The following is a 20,160-nucleotide window of genomic DNA, read 5'->3' on the forward strand; positions in this document are numbered from 1 at the left end:
TGCACAGCGGCCACGAGGAAAGAGCCTTCCTACGCCGGTACGACCCGGATCAGGTTCTACGGTCGGGGCCTATCCCCTCTCAGCTCCCGCGGAGCTCCCGTGGCACGAACGCGAGCATAGTCACTCGCCATGCGTTCCGCTACTCATGCAGGTGAGGGCCGGTATGGGGGCCCTCGCCCGTGCCGCCGTCGCCGAGAATGCCGCGGGACGCGCGACGCAGGAGGTAGTGACGATTCGCGAACGCCGCGCCGACGATGAAGACAATCCAGATGATGGAGTAGATCAGGCCGGGCCGGGTGTCGTCCCAGGCCGCCAGGATGACGCCCATGGCTCCCATGAAGGCCAGGACCACCCAGGCGCTCAGCGCGCCGCCGGGTGCCTTGAAGTGGGACGTCGCGTGCAGCTGGGGGCGCTTGTGCAGGTACACCAGGTAGGACACGACGATGACGACCCACACGCCCATGAAGAGGGTGGCGGACACGGAAGTCACCAGGGTGAAGGACCCCGAGATCGATTCGCCCATCCCCATGATGACGATGCCCGACAGGAGGCACACGCAGGACAGGAACAGGGCGTTGAGGGGGACGTGATGCTTGGACAGACGCGAGAACACGCGCGGGGCCTGCTCCTGGCGGGCAAGGCCGTAGAGCATGCGCGAGGTCGAATAGATGCCCGAGTTCGCGCTGGAGGCCGCCGAGGACAGCACCACCAGGTTCACGATCGTCGCGGCGGCGCCGAGGCCGGTCAGGGAGAACATCGTGACGAAGGGGGAGGACTCGGGACTCACCTGGTCCCAGGGGGTCACCATCATGATCGCGGCCAGGGCGGCGACGTAGAAGAGCATGATGCGCACGGGAATCGAGTTGACGGCCTTGGGGAGCGTGCGGTCCGGGTCGTCGGTCTCTGCGACCGTGGTGCCCACCATCTCGATCCCGATGAAGGCGAAGAGGGCGATCTGGAAGCCTCCGAGGAATCCCGTGAAACCCTGGGGGAAGAACCCGCCGTGGGACCACAGGTTCGAGACGGCCGCGCTGGTGCCCGCCTCGTCAACGGTGCCCATGGCGACCATCGTGAAGCCGACAATCACGAGGGCGACAATGGCGACGATCTTGATGAGGGCGAACCAGAACTCCGTCTCCCCGAAGGCCTTGACGGTCATGGCGTTGAGGCCAAAGAGGAGCAGCGTCGTGGCGCAGATGGGGATCCAGGCGGGCAGGTGCGGCCACCAGAAGCGCGCGTAGCCCGTGATCGCGACCATGTCGGCGACGCCGGTGACGACCCAGCACGCCCAGTACGTCCACCCCGTGACGAACCCCGCCCACGGGCCGATCAGGTCGCGCGCGATGTCCGCGAAGGTCGCGTACTTGCGGTCGGAGAGCAGGAGCTCGCCGAGGGTGCGCATGAAGAGGAAGAGGACGACGCCGATGATCGTGTAGACCAGCAGGATGGAGGGACCCGCGACGGAGATCGTCTTACCCGATCCCATGAAGAGACCCGTGCCGATCGCGCCGCCGATGGCGATCAGCTGAATGTGGCGGTTCTTCAGCGTGCGCTGAAGCTTCTCCCCGCCGCCCCTGTCGGTATCGCTGTGCTCGACGTGCTCACCAGTCATCGTTTCCCTTTCCGCCAGGTTCCACCCACCGGGGGTGTTTTGCGCGGCCTTTGCGCGCTCTCGCGAAGTGTTTGACCCTCCAACGCTACCCTACCGGTCCGGGCGGGACCGTATCTGCCACCCCATAAGACGCGCCACCGCCCCGCCCTGTGCGGCGGGCGCGGACCTCGCGTGGCACTCCCCCACCATTCAGGTTAGGTTGACCTTATGACACGAGATCGAAAGCTCGCCACCACCGAGGAGGCCTCCGCTTCCTTCCCCCTCGTCTCGACGGCGACGGTTCCCACTGCGCGCCCCACCCGCTACGGCAAGCAGCTCGTGACCCACATGGCTCACAAGATCACGGGAGCATGGGACGAGGCGTCCTCCACCGGTTACCTGCTCTTCGACCGGGAGGGACCCGCGGCGGGACGCGTCGATGTTTCGTGCTCTCCGGACTCGCTGCTCTTGCGCCTGGCTTCGACGAGCGAGCGGGCGCAACACCTCGAGCACGTCGTCGGGATTCACCTGGCTCGCTTCGGCGCGCGCGACTCCCTGGCCGTCTCGTGGCAGCGGATCGACGGCGGAGAGGGGACCCACCAGGGGCCCCTCACACTCGAGGAGGTCGAGGCTCACGCCCGCGCGCGAAAGGCCGCACGCCAGGCGCCGGATGGGATGCCCGAGCGGTCCGCGAACTCGGAAAGCAACTAGGGCGAGGCGCACAGGCCCCGCGACGTCGCGGCCGCGAGGGTCTCATTCCGGCGGGGATTCCCGCGGGAACTGGCGCGGGGGGAGGGCTAGCGTCCCTCCAGGTAGTTCTTGGCGGCGACGAGGACCTGGTCCCACATGCCGATCGCGTCGTCGTACGCCTGGGAGGCCACGGCCTCGTCGTCGGACACCGACGCAAGCCCAGACTCCTCGACGTGGATGCCCACGCCGCCTCGCTCGTCCGACAGGGACACCTCGACGCGCGTCGCGTGCTCCTCCGGCAGCTCGTCGTCGGCCAGCGGATACCAGCGGAAGGCCACCACGTCCATGGGGTCCTCCTCGGCCTTTTCGATCAGCCAATCCCCCGCGTCAGGGTCGCTCACTCGGTACAGGCCGTCGTCCCCGAGGCTCACCTCGTGGTCGCCGAGAGGCCCTTCATTGACCCACCAGCCCGGCTCCGACACGAGCGCCCACGCGGCCTCGATGTCGCAGTTCACGACCACGTCGGCCTCGACGCGATCCCGGTCGTCCTCTACGTCGGCGTCGGACGTCACACCAAAGATGCTCATACATCAACGGTACCTTTTTGTGCGCTCCCCGTCACGCGAACAACGCGGGGAAAACCACCTCACGCCACGCGGAGCGCGCGAGGCCGCGGCCGACCCAAGGGAGGGGAATGCTGGCCGCGGCCTCGCGTGAGAAGGGTCAGGCAAGCCGCGTGATGCGGTAGCGCCAGTCGACGGGGCCCACCTCGAGGGTCTCCACGCGGTAGTGCTGCTCGGAGTCCTGCAGGTGAGCGAACAGCGGCTCAGGCTGGTGGGGCGCGCAGATCTGCAGGTTCTCACCCACGGGCAGCGCGTCAACCGCCGCGAAGAGGACGGCGTGCCGCACGACGCGGGGGATCGAGTGGATGACCAGCTCGTCGGCTCCGGGAGCGTGGATCACTCCGGCTCCGCCCGGGTGCGCGTTGCCCTCGGCGTGTCCGCCCCCGCCGCAGCCGCAGCTTCCCGCCGTGGAGGCGATGGGTTCCGCTGCCATCTCGTGGGCGCGCTTGCCGTGCCCGTGGCCGTGGCCGCCACAGCCGCAGCCTCCCTCGGTGGGAGTAGTGTTCGCGTCTACCAGTTTGAACGTCTGGCGGTCAGTCATGTCTCTTCCTTCGCTCGTGCGGCCCCCGCGAGGCCATGTGGGTAAACCTCACCCAGTGTAGGGTCGCCTCATGGGCGGGCGCATGTTCTTTCCCGCGGCGCACGGTCACCTGATGAGGAACTCAGCCTCCACCTCGACGCTGACGTTGAGTGGCAGGGCAGCAACGCCGACGGCGCTGCGCGCGTGCTGGCTGCCGAAGACCTCTCCGAAGAGCTCGGAGGCGCCGTTGATGACTCCGGCCTGCCCGTAGAAGTCGGGGCGCGAGGACACGAAGCCGACGACCTTCACGACGCCGGCGAGGTTGTCAACCCCTCCCGCGACCGCCGCCGCCGCGGCAAGGGCGTTGAGCGCGCAGACGCGCGCCGCGTCCTTGGCGTCCTCGGGATCAGCCCCGTCCTCGCCGACCGCGCCGATGCACACGGCTTGGCCGTCCACGACGGGAATCTGGCCGGATGTGCGCACGACGCCGCGGTCGATGACGGCGGGAACGTAGGCGGCGACGGGCGTGGCGACGGCGGGCAGCTCGATGCCGAGTTCGGCGAGCTTCTCGGAGGGGAGCATGGAGGTCCTTTCGTTGTCCGTGACGAGGCGCGGGCCTCGTCCGTTGCATCCAGTGTAGGTGCACTCTTCCCGGGGGGCGATCAACCGGGGTGCGGGCGTGAGATCACGGAGCGGGCCTCGTCGGTGAGGACTCACCGCGCGCGCCCCGCGTGTCGACAATCACGCGGGGCACACTCTATTCAGGAGGCTTCAGCCCTGGGGTGCGGCCGGGGGTTGACCACCCTGACCCGGACCGCCCGCCGGGGGCTGTCCACCTGCCGGGGGCTGTCCACCTGCCGGGGGCTGTCCACCTGCTGGCGGCTGTCCGCCCATCCCCATGCCGCCCTGGCCTGCGGTCGCCTCGGTGGCGTTTCCATCGACGCTCACCGTGTAGGTGGCACCGTTGGTCATGCCCGAGGTCGAGTAGATGACGTTACCGAAGGCCTTGAGCGAGGTGTACGCGCCGAGCGTTGTGCCCGACGAGTCGGTGATCGTCACCGTGGATCCTGCGGACCCGGTCGCGGACGCGGAGACCCACCCCTGGCCGTCGGTCGTGGTTGGCGTCTCAACCATCTCATTGGTGGCGAAGGCGATGACCGTGCCACCCGTGATGCTCATGGTGCCGTTGCTGTCGAGGCTGGAGTTCGCGCCGGATGCCGGACCGTACACGGTGGTCTCTCCGCCGCTGATGGTCAGCGACCCGTTGGAGTCCAGGCCGTCCCCGTTCGCGTTGACGGTGATGGTGCCGCCGGTGATGGTCAGCTGCTCGCCGGTATCCTCCATGGTTCCGCCGCCGTCACCCATGCCACCGGGGCCCGCCTGTGCGGCCGCGTCGCCCGAGGTCGTGGCCTCGCTCGTCTCCGCGCTCGCCGTGTCCGAGGCGGTCTCGGCCGTTGCGGCCAGTCCCTCCTCGACCGTGATCGAACCCGAGGCATTGATGCCGTCGTCTGTGGAGGTCAGGTCGATCGTGCCGCCCGCGATCGTGATGAGTCCACCTTCGAGGGCCTCGTTCGACTGCGTGACGGTGACATCCGCGCCATCCAGGACAGCGGCGACCTCGGTGTGGACGCCGTCGTCTCCGGAGGCGGCGGTGATCGTGCCGGAGCTGAGGCGCAGGGCTCCGTTGGAGTGGATGGCGTCGTCCCCGGAGTCCACGTCAATGGTGCCTCCGTCGACGATGACGTACGTTGACGCCTTGATGCCCTTGGTCGAGCCCGTGGACGGCTTGCCGCTCGCCGCTCCCCCGCCCGAGGTGATCGACAGGGTTCCGCCGGTCACGATGGCGTCGGTGGAGGCGTCGATGCCGTCGCCTCCCGAGGTCAGGGTGAGCACCCCGCCCGAGATGTTCACGTAGCCCTTGGTGTCGTCGTTGTCCTGGTCGGACTTGAGGGCGTCGCCACCGGAGGTGACCGCGACGGTGCCGCCCGCGACCGTCAGAGAGTCCTTGCCGCGCAGGCCATCATCCGAGGCGGTCGCGTTGATCGTCCCACTCAAGACATAGAGGTCGTCCTTGGAGGTGACCGCGTCCGAGGCGCCGGAGGTCACGTTCAGGGTGCCGCTGCCGGTGATCGTCAGGTCCGTGTCCGCGTAGATCGCGGCATTGGCATCCTCCGTACCGTCGTAGCTTCCGTCGGTGACCGTCGAGGTTCCCTCCAGGGCCAGGACAAGGTCGTCGCCGCTGGTCGCCTCGATCGCCGCACCCGTGGAGGAGGTGATGGTCGCGTTGTCCAGGATCAGGACAACCCGGTCCTTGGAACCCGCGGCGACGACGACCTTTCCGTCGAAGGACCCGCTCAGGCGGTAGACACCGGCCGAGGAGATAGTCAGGACGCCGTCGCTTGCCGACACTGCCGCCGACGACGACGCGGCGGTCGTGCCGCTCAGGGTCACGTCAACGGCGTCGGAGGCCTTCCAGTCGCTGTCTTCCACGTGCGAGGCCTCCGCATTGGCCGCCAGCGCGTCGCTCGCCGTGGGGGGCGCGGTCGTGTCGCCGTTGCTTCCGGCGGCCGCGGCTGTGGCCGTGGCGGCGGCGTGCCTGGAGGAGGCCAGGCCGGAGGAGCCGCAGGCTCCGAGCGCGAGCGCGCCAACGAGGGCGATCGCGCCGATCGTCCGCGCGGGGGTCATGGTTTTCTTCAGGGCTTTCATTGTCTGTCTCTTCCTTCACTCAATCGGTCTCGTGTCGTGGCAGCGGGGCTCGGGCCGGCAAAGGCTCGGCCGGATCGCGCGTCTGGGTCGCGTCGCTCAGGCGGCAGCCGCCAGAGGCGAGGGGCGGGTGGCCGCGCGGTCGATCACGTACTCCGGGAAGTAGCGCTCGAGGGTGCGGTGCCACTTGTTGGCGGGCAGATCATGCATGGCGGCCATCGCGGTGCCGTACTTGGAGATCTTCACGGGGCGCACTCCCTGCTCCCACAGCAGGTGGTCAACGACCGATGGGGTGGCTCCCGACTTGGTTTCGATGATGACCAGGTCCCCTCCGCTCACGCGGGTGCCATCGGTGCGCAGGGAGTGCCACTCGAGGCCGGTATCCACGGTTGCCCGCCCCTCCCCGTTGGGTAGAAGCAGGGTGTTGCGCTCATACGAGCCTTCCAGGACCGGTTCCAGAACCGGGACGAGGCTGGCATAACCCGTTGGTTCGACCCTGTCGGTCACCCACCGGCGCCGCTCTCCCGCCAGCGGCGCCCCGGCCTCGTCGGGCGAGATCGTCATGCGCTTCTTGACGGTCGTTTTGCGAGCGCCGCGAGTCTTCACCTCCAGGAAGGAGGCACCCGAGGAGAGGTAGCGGCGGGAGCGGACCTTGAAGCGGCGGCGGCGCTTGAGCGCGGTCAGCAGGTAGGAGTCCATGTTCGGCGTGTCGTAGTAGGTGGAGGCGTACCCCTGGGAGACGCGCCCGCCGACCTGTAGGACCCGCGTGGCCTCGGGCAGGTGGCTCAGGATAGCCGAGGCACGGTCGTGCTCCAGCGCATACTTGCGGTCCACGCGGGTGAGCATGGAGGCGCGCTCGTTGAGTTCGGTCAGGCCGATTGTCTCCAGGCGGGCGAGGATCGAGTTCAGGGCGGCGTTCATCAGGTGTTCCTCTGCGGGTTGTCTTGGGGGTGGGGTCGTGGGTCAGGCGACCTTGGATCGGACGTCCACGAGCGTCAGGTCATTCACGAGGTCGAGCTTGACCACGCTCACCGACGCGACGGACGCGCCCAGGCGCTGTGCGAGAACCTCCTTCAGCTCGTCGGGGTCGGCGATCGCCCGATCAAGCTGAACGGTCTGGGAGGTGTAGCGTCCGAACACGAGCTTCGAATCGCCGAACGCCAGGGCGGCCAGGATCAGCGCGATGAGCCCGCCCAGCAGCGGAGTGACCGAGGAGGACATGCCGGTGAGCAGGCCCAGGGCCAGGGACGCGAAGTAGTAGGCGATCTCCGTCTGAGAGATCTGGTCGGAACGCAGACGGATGATCGACAAGACGCCGAAGAGGCCGAGCCCCAGGCCGGCGCTCACGGTCGAGTTGGCGAGGATGATCGTCACCGCGAGGACGCCCACGTTGACGCCGAGGAAGGCGGCTACGAGGTCGGCACGCCTGTGTCGAGGGAAGTAGAGGCCGAACACGAGGGCCGCCATGGCGGCCAGGTCGATAGCGATGAGAATCGGGGCGGTCATTGGGATCTCCTTATGTCGATGCCCCCATTTCCCCACGCGACCCTATGAACCACCTATGAACCCATCATCCATGCCTTATGACTTTCCTGAGAGGTTACTGAGTGTCGCGCTCGCGGCTTTCGCGACGCGTTGCACAATGGGAGCTATGCGCACCCGACCCGAGGCGATCGGCACCCCCACCGACCGCGAACTACGCGAACTGATGGAATCCACCCCGGCCTCGGGACCCACGCGTTCCGTCAAGCTCTTGGCGGCCGTCGCGACCTTCGGCTCCCTCCTCTTCGGCTACGATACCGGCGTCATCGCGGGAGCCCTTCCCTACATGTACATGCCTCGCGTCGCCGGTGGCCTGGGCATCAACGAATTCGAGGAGGGACTCGTCGGCGGCATCCTCGCCATCGGGGCGGCCCTCGGCGCCATCGTCGGCGGCAGGTTCTCCGACAGGCGCGGCAGGCGTCAAGGCATTCTGCTCCTGGCGCTCATCTTCATCGTCGGCACGATCGGCTGCACGTTGGCCCCGAACATCCACCTGCTGCTCCTCTTCCGCTTCGTCCTCGGCATCGCCGTGGGCGGGGCCTCCGCGACCGTCCCAATCTACCTGTCCGAGTCCGCACCCACCCGGATGCGCGGCGGGCTCGTCGCCCTCGACCAGTTCATGATCGTCGCGGGCCAATTCCTCGCCTACTCGATGAACGCCGCCCTCTCCCACGCGCACGGCGGACCCCGCGTCCTGGTCTCCGCCGACCCCTCCGGCACGCTGAGCGTCGGCCAGTGGTACTCGTGGGACGAGGCCTCCCGGGTCGCGACCGCAGTGGTGACGGACGGGGACGGGGCCGCGTGGCGGTGGATGCTGGTGCTCGCCACGATTCCGGCGATCCTCCTGTGGATCGGGATGCGCCTGATGCCCGAGTCCGGCCGCTGGTACGCGTCCAAGGAACGCTACTACGAGGCCATCGGAGCACTCAAACGAATCCGTGATGCCCGCGTTGACGACGTCGCAGCCGAGGTGCGGGACATGATCGCCGTGCGCGCCGCCGAAACCAGCCAGGGGCACTGGAGCCTGCGGCGCACCGTCTCCGTGAGGTGGACGCGCAGGCTCCTCCTCATCGGCGTCGGCCTGGCCTGCTTCGACCAGCTCACCGGCATCAACACGGCCATGTACTACCTGCCAAAGATCCTCGCCGCCGCCGGCTTCAGCTCCGCCGATTCCATCACCCTCAACGTGATCACGGGCCTCGTGGCGTGCGTCGGCGCGGCATTCGGCCTGTACCTCGTCTCCCGCCTGGCCCGCCGCCACGTCGGCATCTACCAGGAGAGCGGCGTCACCCTGTCCCTGTTTGCCCTCGCGCTCACCTTCGGGCTGGGGATCGCCCCCTACACGCTGGCCGACGGGACCATCTCCGACTCGATTCCGTCGTACCTGCCGTGGCTTGTCGTCGCCCTCGTGTCCCTGTTCGTCTTCGCCAAGCAGTCCGGCACGGTCAACTGGGTGCTCGTCTCGGAGATCTTCCCGGCCCGCATCCGCGGCGTCGCGCAGGGCTTCGCCGTCGGCTGCGGGTGGATCATGAACGCGATCGTCACCTGGCTCTTCCCCATCATGATCGCCCACCTGGGTGCCACCTGGACCTACGTGGCTTTCGGCGCCATCAACGTCGTTTCCCTGTGCTTCTACCTGTTCATCGTGCCGGAGACCCGCGGGGTTTCCCTTGAGCAGTTCGAGCGGTCCTTCTCCTCCAGGCACGGGGCGTAGCGCCCTCTCGGGCTCGCGGTTGCCGCGTTCCGCGAGCTGCTTTCCTGCGCGACCCTGGGCCTGCGGCACCCTTTCGCCGGGCCGCGTCCGCCGCGGCCTGTCCGCTGCTTCCATCCAGACGAGCACTCAGCCCTCCGGTTTCCGGCCGCCGCGTGGCGACCCCCACCCAGGAGCCCACACGCTGGCACTCGCAATGAAACCGACATCGCCCCGGCATGGGCACGCCAACGCTCACATGAAACCCGCACCACCCCGGCACACGCCAAACACCCCATTTTGTGGCCATGTCACCCAGGCAGGGGCGGCGGTAGTTTCAACACGCGGCAAGCCACCCCCGCACCGGGGCGTGCGCGGTTTCACGCGCGCCGCGCCCAACCGGACCAACCGCAGTCCCCTGCTTCGTAGCCACGACTGGCCACCGCCAACCAGCTACGGAGGGCAATGACCGTGTTTGTCCCGGCCATCATTCCCCTGGTAGCGTCAGCACATGGACACCATGTCACGGAACACCCATCCACCGGTGCCCCCATCCACCCGACAGGTTCCAAACGACAAACGTATCGACAACACCCTGCGACACTGGCCCTACTACATCGGAACGGGGCGGTGACATGCGCTGGCATCCTTACGTCCGTTTTCCCCGTACCGAGGTATCGCCAGATCCTCTGAGCCACGACAGACATGCTCGACGGTACTGGATGGGCGTCGTTATCCTCGTCCTTGTCAGCTTGGCGCTGCCAACAGGTGCCTACGCCTTCGGGCTCGCAGACCCCACCTACCCGCCTACCGTGATGCTCCTGTTGTCCTTCCCTGGCGCGGTGGCGGCATCGCTCCCGCAGCTCACCGAAAGGAGTGTCCGCCCCTTCGCTTCCTCCCGGCCTCGATACGTCGATAGCGCGATCGTCATACGAGGAAACCACGACTCGATCGCCCACATGATCAGCGTTTACTTGCTGGGAATAGCGGCCGCAGCACTACTGATATACGGCTTGATCACCCGATACCCCCTGCAGGCAGCAAGCTACGCCGGATTGGTCGTCTTTGCGCTGTACTGGGATGGGATCCAACGCCCCTTCTCGGACCTGCCGATGACCCTGCGCGACAAGCAGACGACCACGCTCACACCCGAGGGAATCGTCTTCCGCTTCCCTCCGCGCCTATCGTTTGAAAGCCACAAGCGCGACGCGGAAGTGACGATCCTGTGGAAGCAAGGCATCCACATTGGGTCAGTCGAGGAACACATCATCTATCTCAGCAACATCTCGCGCGAAGGACCATGGGACCTCTGCGCCGACCACATCGGCATCACCTACACCGGGCTCGACGCCCTCATGCGCCACTTCAACGACCACCCCGAGGACCGCCCGCTCCTGGCCACACCCGAGGGCGTCGACCTGGTCAACCGCATCCTCACCGACGCCCACAAGACCCTCACCTCCTCCACACGCAGATAGGTCACCACGTTGAGCACCAAGAAACGAGTCCTCATCGTCATCATCGTCGCGATCCTCGTCGGAGTCGTCGTCTTTCCGATGCTCCCCCTCGAGTACCGCGAGCGCATCACCGCGATCCTCGCCCACCCCCTTTACTACCTGGGCCTGGGGCGCTGGTAGGCACACCCACCCCCCAGACGTGCCGTTTGCAAGCCCAGCAAGGACCTTTGGTCTCGGCGGGTCGCCTCATCTGTGAACTCACCTGGGCGTTTTTCTTGGAAGGGAGCCGATCGCCGTGGGACACTGACGCCATGACGGACACGAACACGACCCACGCAACCCCGGCCTCGCCCCTCCCCTCCCTCGCGGTCACCGGCGCCTCCGGAAACGTCGGCGGCGCCGCCGCCCGACTGCTCGCCCAGCGCGGCCTGCCCCTGCGTCTCCTGGCCAACACCCCATCGCGCGCGCCCCGGAGCTGCCGGGTGCCACCGCGGTGAAGTGCTCGTACGAGGACACCCTCACGACGCGCGCCGCCCTCACGGGCGTTGACATCCTCTTCATGGTGTCCGCGCCCGAGAGCGAGGACCGCCTGGCCAAGCACCTCGCGTTCGTCGACGCGGCGGGCGCCTCAGGGGTGCGGCACATCGTGTACCTGTCGTTCATGAACGCGGCGCCCGACTCGACGTTCACGCTGGCGCGCACGCACTTCCACACGGAGGAGCACATCAAGGCATCGGGAATGACATACACGTTCTTGCGCGACAACTTCTATGCGGACTTCTTCGTGGAGTTGCCGGACGAGGAGGGCCGCATCCTTGGGCCCGCCGGCGACGGGCGCGTCAGCGTGGTCGCGCGCGAGGACGCGGGGCGCGTGGCCGCCGGGGTTCTCGCCCGGCCCCACGAGTACGAAAACCAGACCCTTGATGTGACGGGGCCGCAGGCCCTGACCCTCGACGAGATCGCCGCAATCCTCACCCGCGTGCAGGGGCATCCCGTCACCTACGTGCGAGAAACCATTAAGGAGGCGTACGAGTCGCGCAAGAAGTGGCCGGCCGCCCAGTGGGAGTACGACTCGTGGGTGTCGACCTACACGTCAATCGCGCGCGGCGAGATGGACGTCGTGTCCACGGCCGTGCGCGACGTGACGGGCCGCGACCCGCTCTCCTTCGGGGAGGTCGCCCGGGCGGCGCTCGCGTCTGGCCGCTAACTGTCGCATTTGAGGCTTCGTGGGCCCCGGCTTCGCTTCTCTTCTCAGAGACGAGGACGGGGTCGCTTCATGCGCTCATGCTTGCTTGCATCCTTCGCCTATACTTGCGTCCCCGATCACATGCCTGCTAGCGTCAAGTCATGGAACACATGTCCGTGAACACACATCCCGAGGTCGCACCTCCCGTCCTTTACGTCCCAATCGACCAACGGCCTGACGGCGAATACGGTTTTTCTTTGCTCACATGTTCAACGAAGCACGCGTACTTCTAGCGTACTCGTCCCTCGATCGTCTCCTTGACGGACTGGGCGAAACGCAACCATGGGGCCTCATCGAAACGAAGCGTCTCCCAGAACTCAAAGAGGAAATAGGATTTGACGCGATCGAAGTAGATCGATATTTCGAGCCCGAAGCGCGCGAACGGAAGCCACAATGACAGCAGATCTCGTCATCACCGAAGACATGATCTTCAACATGGCAAGGAAGTACGAGGAGTTTGCGGATTCATCCAGAAGCATCCCACCGGAACTACCCATATCTGTTGATGCCGGCATTGCCACTGACATCATCATCGACATATTAGGCACTCTTGATTTTGCAGCAACAACATTCACCGAGAAATGCCAAGGCAGTGCCGACAATCTACGATCCTTGGTGGCACAACATAAAGAAGAGGAAGAAGAAGTAACAAATTATTTCTTAAATTTGAAAGAGGAGCTCAGCTAATGGGAATGGTAGCAGGAAACGGAGGACATCCTCAAGATGCCGTCGGCCTCATTGACACGAGAATTTATGGAAACCCCGAAGAGATCCGCGAAGCTGCGGCAGCCATCGAAAAGCTCCATAATACCTTCTCCGATGCATTTATCGAGATGATGAATTCCCTCGTTCCCATGCCCGAATACTGGGCAGGAAAGAGTGCTGACGCCTACGAACAAGCACTATTTGATTTTCGTTTAAAAACCGAAGAAAACTCCGATTTTGCATACAGGTCATGGGAAGCAATGCGCGCATACGCGCAACAGCTCGACTACCACTACCGCGACATGGAGACGATCCGCACAAATGCCAGAGCATGCGGACTTGACGTAATTAATGAATACGATATCGCTGCCCCTCCACTTCTCGGTCAAGAACCACCAATGCCCGCACCCAACGCGTCGATGCATGAACAAGACCAATACCGTGCTGACATTTACGAATATGAGCAGCACAAGCAGCGCTTAAGGGACTTTGCTGAACTCCGCGAGAGAGCTCGCCTCGTTCGATACGATCTTGAGCAATGGGTAATTAAACATCTACAGAGCGTGCAAGTCAATGCCCCAGAACCTTTTATGAAAGAAACACAGGACGGAACACTGGAGAAATTGAAGACCCACTGGACCATAGCTTCTATGGCGACCGAAACTTCAATGAAGACACGCCAAAAGACAAGACTGGAGAAGCTTGAAAAGGCTAATTCACGCTTCACTAGAGTAGCGCAGGATCCGTCAATGAAGAGGGTTCCACCCCTAATGAATCAGAGCTTGTCAAAGGCTATGGAAGCAAGGAAAAACTACCGCACCGCTTCCAATGTTGCGTCTACAACCGCAAAGAACATCAACCGAATCAATAATCTATTGCTTGCGTACGAAGTAGCAACGAGCGACGAGCCATCTGCGACTGCAGTATCTGGTGTTGCTGGCATCGTTGGGGGATACATCGGGTCATCGCTTGCAGCGGAAATTACCGTTACACTCACTGCTCCTGCTGTCGTTCTAGCTGGCAGTGAGGTAGTGGCTGCCGCGGCCGCGGCGGCCGGTTCCGCCTATCTAGCCAACGTTGCTTACAAACAGGTACCTCTTGAATATCGTGAACGCATCGACAACACTCTCTGGCATCTGCCGTACTACGTCGGATTAGGCTGGTGACCATGACTCGATCGCGACGTCGGGGGATCAGCGGATTCCTCTCCAGCATCTTTTCCAATCGCACCGAGTCGCTCGTGGGTGAAGACAGATGGCGGCGCAACGAGTGGAAACGCGCAGTAATTGCGACCGTGATCCTCGCTCTGATGATAGCGATCGTTGAAGGAATCTATCGCCTGACACACTACGGGGATTTCCGTTTCGCCGTCTATCTGGCTTCAATTCCGCTAGTAGCTGGAGTGCCCCAGGTGACATGCGACTCGATAGTTCCCTATCTGCGTCCCCATGTTCGATTCGTCAACAGCTACGTTGTCATACGAGGTGAGCGTCTCACCAACATCGGATACCTCACTAGCTACGCGATCCTCTGCATGACCGTCGTAGGAGCACTCATGCTCGGTTTCTTAACGCACGCCTTCAAGACAACTATCGGTATTGCGGTGGTAGCAGCATTTTTTGCCTATCATCTCTTTTCTGAGAATCCAATGGAAGACCTGAAAAACACCATCAAGGATCGTTCAATGACGGTGTTATCCCCAGATAGCATCGACTTTCACGCGGCTCCTCATCTGTCAATCCATAAGTATCTGGAGTCCGCCTCTGACGGATGCGGCAGCGACGCCTCCTTCCGATGGGACCAGAACGTGCGAATATTTGACATCGACACCGACAGGCATCATGTTGATCTCCTTGCTGACCCCGACACGTATGACGGTCCATGGGGATTATGCTGCCGGACGATCGGCATCCCCTTCACCGGCCTCGACGCCCTCATCCGGCACTTCAACGAGCATCCCGAGGACCGTCCACTCCTGGCCACACCGCAGGGCGTCGACCTCGTCAACGACATCCTCGCCGAGGCTCGCGCAGCACTCACCACCCCACAAAGGAGGCGCCCATGAGCGGCAGGAAACAGGCTTTGGCACCTTCCGGTCTACCCGGCACGCTCAGCCAGGTTTCGCTCAACAACCGCGAGCATGTCTCTGCTCCATCGTGGCACTGGCCGTACTACATCGGCCTGGGGTGGTGAGCGTGGCTCGTCTTTCCTCATTTTTGGCAAGAAGACCCCACGACAGTTCTCCTCGAGGCGTGGACCTGGCGGCGCGAGACTTCTGGAAGCTCACTGGTGTCGCCATCGTTTTCAACGTAGTCGTCGCTGTGTGCGCCTACTGGATCTTCTTGTTCATTCACATCGGCCCGCTCCAGCTCCTTTTCATCTGGTTCCCCCTGTACCTGGCCGCGGCGCTTCCCCACCTCATCGAAAAGAGTGTGCGCCCGTTCTGGTCATCGCGTCCCCGTTTCGAGGACGACTCCATCGTCATTCCGGGCAACCATCAATCCATCGCGCTCATCACGACCGGATTGCTGCTCTACGCCTTCGCGGGCGGCACGATGGCCGCGGGTTTCACGACCGGACAGCCCTTCCATGCCGCGATGTATGTTTTCGCCGTTGCATCCATGGCCTATCTTGAGTGGACACGTAACCCCGGCAAGGACCTCATCATTGCCCTGAGTGACAAGCAGACGACAACTCTGACGCCTAAGGGAATCTCCTTCCACTTCCCGGAGCTACTGTCCGTCGAGGAAGATCCAAACGACCGGGACGTCACCATCCTGTGGGCGGATAACGTCACCATCGATGACATCATCCATCCAACGATATTTCTTCACGCTGACCCCGACATATACGACGGACCATGGGGGATCTCGTCCGAGCGCATCGGCATCCCCTACACGGGCCTGGACGCCCTCATCCACCACTTCAACGAGCACCCCGAAGACCGCCCACTCCTAGCCACACCGCAGGGCGTCGACCTCGTCAACGACATCCTCGCCGATGCCCACGCAACACTCACCACCCCACAAAGGAGGCGCCCATGAGCACCAAGAAACGCATCCTCGTGATACTGATCGTCGCGGTCCTAGCCGCCATCGTCATCTACCCAATGCTGCCGCTCGAATACCGCGAGGCCATTGCCTCGTTCTTTGCCCACCCTCTGTACTACCTGGGATTGGGCGACTGGTGAGCGCTCCGATAGAACGCGCTTAACTCAGGAAGGCGGCGGGGTCGTCCACAAGCGAATCCAGCACTCGGAATGCTGCACCCCGCACCGTCAGCGACGCAGAATCCGTTAATACTTCAACGATCGGCGACGACCACGGGGCCTGCAGCGTCCGCGTCTCAATTTCTTCGCGGGCCAGATCCAGCAGGGCACTACTCAGTTCAGCAACCGCGCCACCCAGGACGACGTGTGGAATGTCCATCGCATTAATGACGCCCGACAACACGCGCCCGAGGGCTGCTCCGGCCTCCGTCAGCACGGCGCGCGCACGCTCCTGCACTGCCGCCTCAGGAAGATACTCGGAGGTCTCGAATCCAGCGTCGTCGACGAGACCCGCGCAGCGCAAAATGTCACGCGCCCCGGACCCCGCGGGAGCGCCCACGTGCTCGGCGAGGGCGCGCACGCCCAGGTACGCCTCGAGGCATCCCCGCGCCCCGCAGCGGCACAGGGGTCCGTTCGGATCGGCACACATATGCCCAATTTCGCCAGACCAGGCGCGCGCCCCGCTCATCGGGCGGTGATCGACGATGACACCCGCGCCAACGCCCACCTCACCCGACACGTACACGAAGGTCGAGGGCCCGTCGGCCACACCCGGACGCGTGTATGCGACCGCGTAGGCCGCCAGGTCCGCTTCATTCGCAACGACTATCGGGTTGAGGTCGGCGAGGGGGGCCAGCAGCTGAGCGTGCGGAATGTCGCGCCATCCCAGGTTTGGGGCAAGCGCGAGGCGGGTCGGCGACACGAGCCCCGGCAGCCCCACTCCCATGCCCAGGAAGAGGGCACCGTCAGGCAGGGTTTCTTCGAGCAACGTGCGGGCCTCGCGGGCCGCGAACGCCATCGTCTCAGCCGGTGCACTGTCGGCGAGATCGCGCTCGATCCGGCGGTGCCCAAGCTCCCGTCCAGCAAGGTCAACGAGCATGATGTCAAGACTCGTAACGTCCACTTCGACGCCGAGGGCGGCTGCGCTTCCCTCGGCGGGGGTGAGGCGGTTGGCCGGGCGGCCTCGGCCGCCGCCGTCACCGGGTTCGACTTCTCGCACGAGGTCCGCACCCACCAGGTCGTCCACGAGACGCGAGATCGTTGCGCGCGTCATTCCTGTGCGCAGCGAGAGGCCAGCGCGCGTAACCTCTCCCGGCGAGACGAGGATGTTGCGCAGCACCGTCGACATGTTGGAGGCTCGCACGTTTTCCGACTTCACGCCGCGGTTATCAGCGCTTATCCTCCGCTCTGAGGCGCGCGGCGAGGCGATCGGGACGCGGCTGATGTGGGCGGCCTCGTCGACGCTGTCGGAATGGGTCGGCATGGACCCAGGCTACCGCGTCGGGGCAATGGTTCCGCGAGTTTGACGAGTTGACAGCTGCAACTGTTACAAACGTCGTCAATCCGAAGCATTGTCGGTCAGTCTCTCGGGCTGCATGTTACAAACGTCGTCAATCCGACGCCAAAAACACCAAATTGAGCCGATTCTCGCCATAGAATGACGACGTTTGTAACACCGGCAAACAGAGAGACGTTTCAAACGGTGCAGATTGACGACGTTTGTAACAACGACACGGCGAGGCACCTCAGCAAACTCCCTTCACAGGCAGGTTTCCCCAGGACGCATCGGCTTTTCGCGTTATCCACAGGCAATCGCACACTACTTGCTCGAAAAGACATGACGCAACACAGTCAGATCATCGCGAGATTTCCAACCTTGGGAGCGCACCATGATCGACAACGAAGTACCGTCGCTGCAGGCGATTCGGGAGTCTCTCGTCACACCAGACCATGAACCGAATCGGATGCGCATCAGCCGAGCAGCTCGGAGCGGAACCCTCGCCAGGATCGCGCGGGGAATCTACCTCCCCACTTCAACTCTTGAGGGGCATCCTCTGTGGCTCCAAAAGACGATTGTTCGCGGGTCTCGCATCTGCGCCCTGAGCATGCGACGGCACGATCATATTCTGACTGGCGAGTGTGCGGGATGGATCCTCGGCCTCCCCGTCATCACCGACAAGGGGCCTATTACCGCCTATGCACCGATCAGCTGTGGCGAGCGGAGGCTCTCTTTCCATGCGGTTCACATCGGCTCCAAACTGATTATGCCGGCGGGACAAGCCTCAATCGTCCGAACATCTCTTCCTGCACACCAGATTGCAGAAGGCTTCGCCATCCCTTTCGCTCCGCGCATCGTGGTCGACTGCGCGCGGCTAGCCGCAGAGGAGCAGGCCTTTGCTCTGACGTGCGCCGGCATAGCTCAGCTGGCGAGCTACTCGCGCTTCGACCAGCTCGCCTCACGCGAACGAGCCGAACAGGCACGTCACGATCTTCTGCGGGAACTCGCGTCACTCCCCCGCTCGAGCCGCGGCACAAGCCAAGCGCGGTGGGTCATTTCCCACGCGGATGCCGGATGCGAGTCCCCTGGAGAATCTCGCGTTCTCCACGCTTTGATCCTGGCAGGAATCAAGGGAATCACCACGCAGGAAGAAGTACGCTGCAGCGGGCACACCTTCTTCATTGATATCGCGCTTCCCGGTCTGAAAATCGCCATCGAGTTCGATGGGCGCATCAAGTACGGCGACAGCGTTCAGGAAGTGCACGAGACTATCGAGGCGGAGCAGCGTCGAGCTCGCCTCCTCCAACTGGCCGGGTGGCGCATCATCCGCATTCGCTGGTCCGATCTGCGACGTCTCGACGAGGTTGTCGCGCAGGTTCTCGTTGCAATCCGCCAGCGCGCCGGCCGCTGAACGCCACATCTCACACGCCCGTCGAACGGACTTTTCGAGTGGCCTTGACGAGAGCGCGCACAGGTATTAAGTTTTACCCCACAACAAATAAATTGTGACGACGCAAACACGACGCGCAACGGCCGCACAGTCGGCCCGATGCCGCGCCCGCACGACAACAACCGAGACCCGCACCGCACGACAACGCACGGCTCCACCAGCGACGCCACGCACGACCACAACCCACTCCACCTGAACATCGACGTTCGAAAGGACCCCGCCATGACAACCACCCACGACAACAAGTTCTCCTTCGGCCTGTGGACCGTCGGATGGAACGCGGTCGACCCCTTTGGGACGGGGACCCGCCCGGTCCTCGACCCGTGGGAGTACACGGCGAAACTCGCGGAGGTCGGCGCGTGGGGCATCACCTTCCACGACAATGACGTGTTCGACTTCGACGCATCGGACCAGGAGCGCCACGAGCGTGCCATGAAGGTGAAGGAGGCAGCCGACGCCGTCGGCCTCGTCATCGAGATGGTCACGACCAACACCTTCACCCATCCAGTGTTCAAGGATGGCGGCCTGACGAACAATGACCGTTCGATCCGCCGTTTCGGCCTGCGTAAGATCCTGCGCAACGTGGATCTTGCTGCGGAGATGGGGGCAACAACCTTCGTCATGTGGGGCGGGCGCGAGGGCGCAGAGTACGACTCGTCGAAGGACCTGAACGCGGCATTCGACCGCTACAAGGAGGGACTCGACACGGTCGCCGCCTACATCAAGTCGCGTGGTTACGATCTCCGGATCGGCTTGGAACCCAAACCGAACGAGCCCCGCGGCGACATCTTCTTGCCCACGGTTGGCCACGCTCTCGCACTGATCGCACAGCTGGACAACGGGGACATTGTGGGTCTGAATCCCGAGACCGGCCACGAGCAGATGGCCGGCTTGAACTACACGCACGCGCTCGCGCAGGCGCTCAACGCGGGCAAGCTCTTCCACATCGACCTGAACGGACAATCGGGCATCAAGTACGACCAGGACAAGGCATTCGGTCACGGCGACTTGGCCAGCGCGTTCTTCACGGTCGACCTGCTGGAGAACGGATTCCCATGCGGTGGGCCTCGCTACGAGGGGCCGCGCCACTTCGACTACAAGCCGAGCCGCACGGAGGGCATGGAGGGCGTGTGGGAGTCCGCGCGCGCAAACATGGAGATGTATCTGATGCTGGCGCGCAAGGCCCGCGCATTCCGCGAGGACCCCACGACCCGGGAGCTGCTGGAGGCAGCATCGGTGTCTGAGCTGGCCCAGCCGACGCTCGCGCAGGGAGAGTCCCTGGAGGACTTCCTGGCCGACCGCGGCGACGAGGAGTTCGATGCGACCGCGGCGGGGGCACGCGAGTATCACTTTGTTGAGCTGTACCAGCAGGCAATGCGTCACCTGGTCGGCTGAT

At 64.2% G+C, this 20,160-nt stretch carries 21 protein-coding genes, 1 pseudogene and 1 riboswitch; of the genes and pseudogenes, 14 read left to right on the forward strand and 8 right to left on the reverse strand.

Annotation, left to right across the window (positions count from 1 at the left end; translation table 11 throughout):
* Positions 1-9: 9 nt before the first annotated feature.
* Positions 10-111: riboswitch (TPP riboswitch) on the reverse strand.
* Between the two features lie 28 nt (positions 112-139).
* On the reverse strand, positions 140-1,612 hold the full coding sequence (locus NQK35_RS08110; RefSeq protein ID WP_257113835.1) for an amino acid permease: 1,473 nt from the start codon (positions 1,610-1,612) through the stop codon (positions 140-142).
* Positions 1,613-1,819: 207 nt separating this feature from the next.
* On the opposite strand from NQK35_RS08110, the gene NQK35_RS08115 reads away from it, so the two are divergent.
* Positions 1,820-2,302 carry a DUF2218 domain-containing protein gene (locus NQK35_RS08115; protein WP_257113836.1) on the forward strand — a complete coding sequence of 161 codons (483 nt, stop codon included), beginning with the start codon at positions 1,820-1,822 and terminating at the stop codon, positions 2,300-2,302.
* 86 nt (positions 2,303-2,388) lie between these two features.
* Here NQK35_RS08115 and NQK35_RS08120 read toward each other — a convergent pair whose 3' ends face one another.
* The 6 genes from NQK35_RS08120 to NQK35_RS08145 all read right to left on the reverse strand — a co-directional run bounded on the left by NQK35_RS08120 (position 2,389) and on the right by NQK35_RS08145 (position 7,633).
* On the reverse strand, positions 2,389-2,868 hold the full coding sequence (locus NQK35_RS08120) for a toxin (protein ID WP_009212891.1): 480 nt from the start codon (positions 2,866-2,868) through the stop codon (positions 2,389-2,391).
* A gap of 136 nt (positions 2,869-3,004) precedes the next feature.
* Positions 3,005-3,445 (reverse strand): DUF2249 domain-containing protein, encoded by a 441-nt coding sequence (locus NQK35_RS08125; protein ID WP_009212890.1) that lies wholly within the window; start codon positions 3,443-3,445, stop codon positions 3,005-3,007.
* 105 nt (positions 3,446-3,550) lie between these two features.
* Entirely contained in the window at positions 3,551-4,006 is a 456-nt protein-coding gene (locus NQK35_RS08130) for a RidA family protein (protein WP_257113837.1), read from the reverse strand.
* A gap of 189 nt (positions 4,007-4,195) precedes the next feature.
* Positions 4,196-6,130 carry a carbohydrate-binding domain-containing protein gene (locus NQK35_RS08135; protein WP_257113838.1) on the reverse strand — a complete coding sequence of 645 codons (1,935 nt, stop codon included), beginning with the start codon at positions 6,128-6,130 and terminating at the stop codon, positions 4,196-4,198.
* A gap of 96 nt (positions 6,131-6,226) precedes the next feature.
* Positions 6,227-7,048, reverse strand: a complete 822-nt coding sequence (locus NQK35_RS08140; protein ID WP_257113839.1) for a polyphosphate polymerase domain-containing protein — start codon at positions 7,046-7,048, stop codon at positions 6,227-6,229.
* 42 nt (positions 7,049-7,090) lie between these two features.
* Positions 7,091-7,633, reverse strand: a complete 543-nt coding sequence (locus tag NQK35_RS08145) for a DUF4956 domain-containing protein (RefSeq protein ID WP_257113840.1) — start codon at positions 7,631-7,633, stop codon at positions 7,091-7,093.
* Between the two features lie 145 nt (positions 7,634-7,778).
* Here NQK35_RS08145 and NQK35_RS08150 point away from each other — a divergent pair, with 145 nt between their 5' ends.
* The 11 genes and pseudogenes from NQK35_RS08150 (at position 7,779) to NQK35_RS08200 (ending at position 15,957) form a co-directional block, all read left to right on the forward strand.
* Positions 7,779-9,383, forward strand: coding sequence for an MFS transporter (locus NQK35_RS08150; RefSeq protein WP_257113841.1), 1,605 nt, complete (start codon positions 7,779-7,781; stop codon positions 9,381-9,383).
* A gap of 698 nt (positions 9,384-10,081) precedes the next feature.
* On the forward strand, positions 10,082-10,837 hold the full coding sequence (locus NQK35_RS08155) for a hypothetical protein (RefSeq protein WP_257113842.1): 756 nt from the start codon (positions 10,082-10,084) through the stop codon (positions 10,835-10,837).
* Between the two features lie 9 nt (positions 10,838-10,846).
* Complete coding sequence (locus tag NQK35_RS08160; protein ID WP_009212883.1) at positions 10,847-10,996, forward strand: hypothetical protein; 150 nt, start codon at positions 10,847-10,849, stop codon at positions 10,994-10,996.
* A gap of 131 nt (positions 10,997-11,127) precedes the next feature.
* Positions 11,128-12,023: pseudogene (locus NQK35_RS08165) on the forward strand (SDR family oxidoreductase).
* A gap of 244 nt (positions 12,024-12,267) precedes the next feature.
* The gene (locus NQK35_RS10555; RefSeq protein WP_306456009.1) at positions 12,268-12,459 is read left to right on the forward strand and encodes an SAV_915 family protein; all 192 of its coding nucleotides are present in this window, start codon (positions 12,268-12,270) and stop codon (positions 12,457-12,459) included.
* Positions 12,456-12,749 carry a hypothetical protein gene (locus tag NQK35_RS08175; RefSeq protein WP_048740849.1) on the forward strand — a complete coding sequence of 98 codons (294 nt, stop codon included), beginning with the start codon at positions 12,456-12,458 and terminating at the stop codon, positions 12,747-12,749. The genes NQK35_RS10555 and NQK35_RS08175 overlap by 4 nt, the downstream gene beginning before the upstream one ends.
* On the forward strand, positions 12,749-13,933 hold the full coding sequence (locus tag NQK35_RS08180; RefSeq protein WP_257113844.1) for a WXG100 family type VII secretion target: 1,185 nt from the start codon (positions 12,749-12,751) through the stop codon (positions 13,931-13,933). The genes NQK35_RS08175 and NQK35_RS08180 overlap by 1 nt, the downstream gene beginning before the upstream one ends.
* 2 nt (positions 13,934-13,935) lie before the next feature.
* Positions 13,936-14,832 (forward strand): hypothetical protein, encoded by an 897-nt coding sequence (locus NQK35_RS08185; protein WP_257113845.1) that lies wholly within the window; start codon positions 13,936-13,938, stop codon positions 14,830-14,832.
* Complete coding sequence (locus NQK35_RS08190; protein WP_009212877.1) at positions 14,829-14,960, forward strand: hypothetical protein; 132 nt, start codon at positions 14,829-14,831, stop codon at positions 14,958-14,960. Before NQK35_RS08185 ends, NQK35_RS08190 begins: the two co-directional genes overlap by 4 nt.
* A gap of 59 nt (positions 14,961-15,019) precedes the next feature.
* Positions 15,020-15,811, forward strand: coding sequence for a hypothetical protein (locus NQK35_RS08195; protein ID WP_257113846.1), 792 nt, complete (start codon positions 15,020-15,022; stop codon positions 15,809-15,811).
* Positions 15,808-15,957 (forward strand): hypothetical protein, encoded by a 150-nt coding sequence (locus NQK35_RS08200; protein ID WP_257113847.1) that lies wholly within the window; start codon positions 15,808-15,810, stop codon positions 15,955-15,957. Before NQK35_RS08195 ends, NQK35_RS08200 begins: the two co-directional genes overlap by 4 nt.
* Before the next feature lie 19 nt (positions 15,958-15,976).
* On the opposite strand, the gene NQK35_RS08205 is transcribed toward NQK35_RS08200, so the two are convergent.
* On the reverse strand, positions 15,977-17,299 hold the full coding sequence (locus NQK35_RS08205; RefSeq protein ID WP_257113848.1) for an ROK family transcriptional regulator: 1,323 nt from the start codon (positions 17,297-17,299) through the stop codon (positions 15,977-15,979).
* Between the two features lie 406 nt (positions 17,300-17,705).
* On the opposite strand from NQK35_RS08205, the gene NQK35_RS08210 reads away from it, so the two are divergent.
* Positions 17,706-18,725, forward strand: coding sequence for an endonuclease domain-containing protein (locus tag NQK35_RS08210; RefSeq protein WP_257113849.1), 1,020 nt, complete (start codon positions 17,706-17,708; stop codon positions 18,723-18,725).
* A gap of 261 nt (positions 18,726-18,986) precedes the next feature.
* Positions 18,987-20,159, forward strand: coding sequence for a xylose isomerase (gene xylA / locus NQK35_RS08215; RefSeq protein WP_257113850.1), 1,173 nt, complete (start codon positions 18,987-18,989; stop codon positions 20,157-20,159).
* The last annotated feature ends 1 nt before the right edge of the window (position 20,160 follow it).

It is taken from the genome of Schaalia odontolytica (genome assembly GCF_024584435.1).
In the GTDB taxonomy this organism is placed as follows: domain Bacteria; phylum Actinomycetota; class Actinomycetes; order Actinomycetales; family Actinomycetaceae; genus Pauljensenia.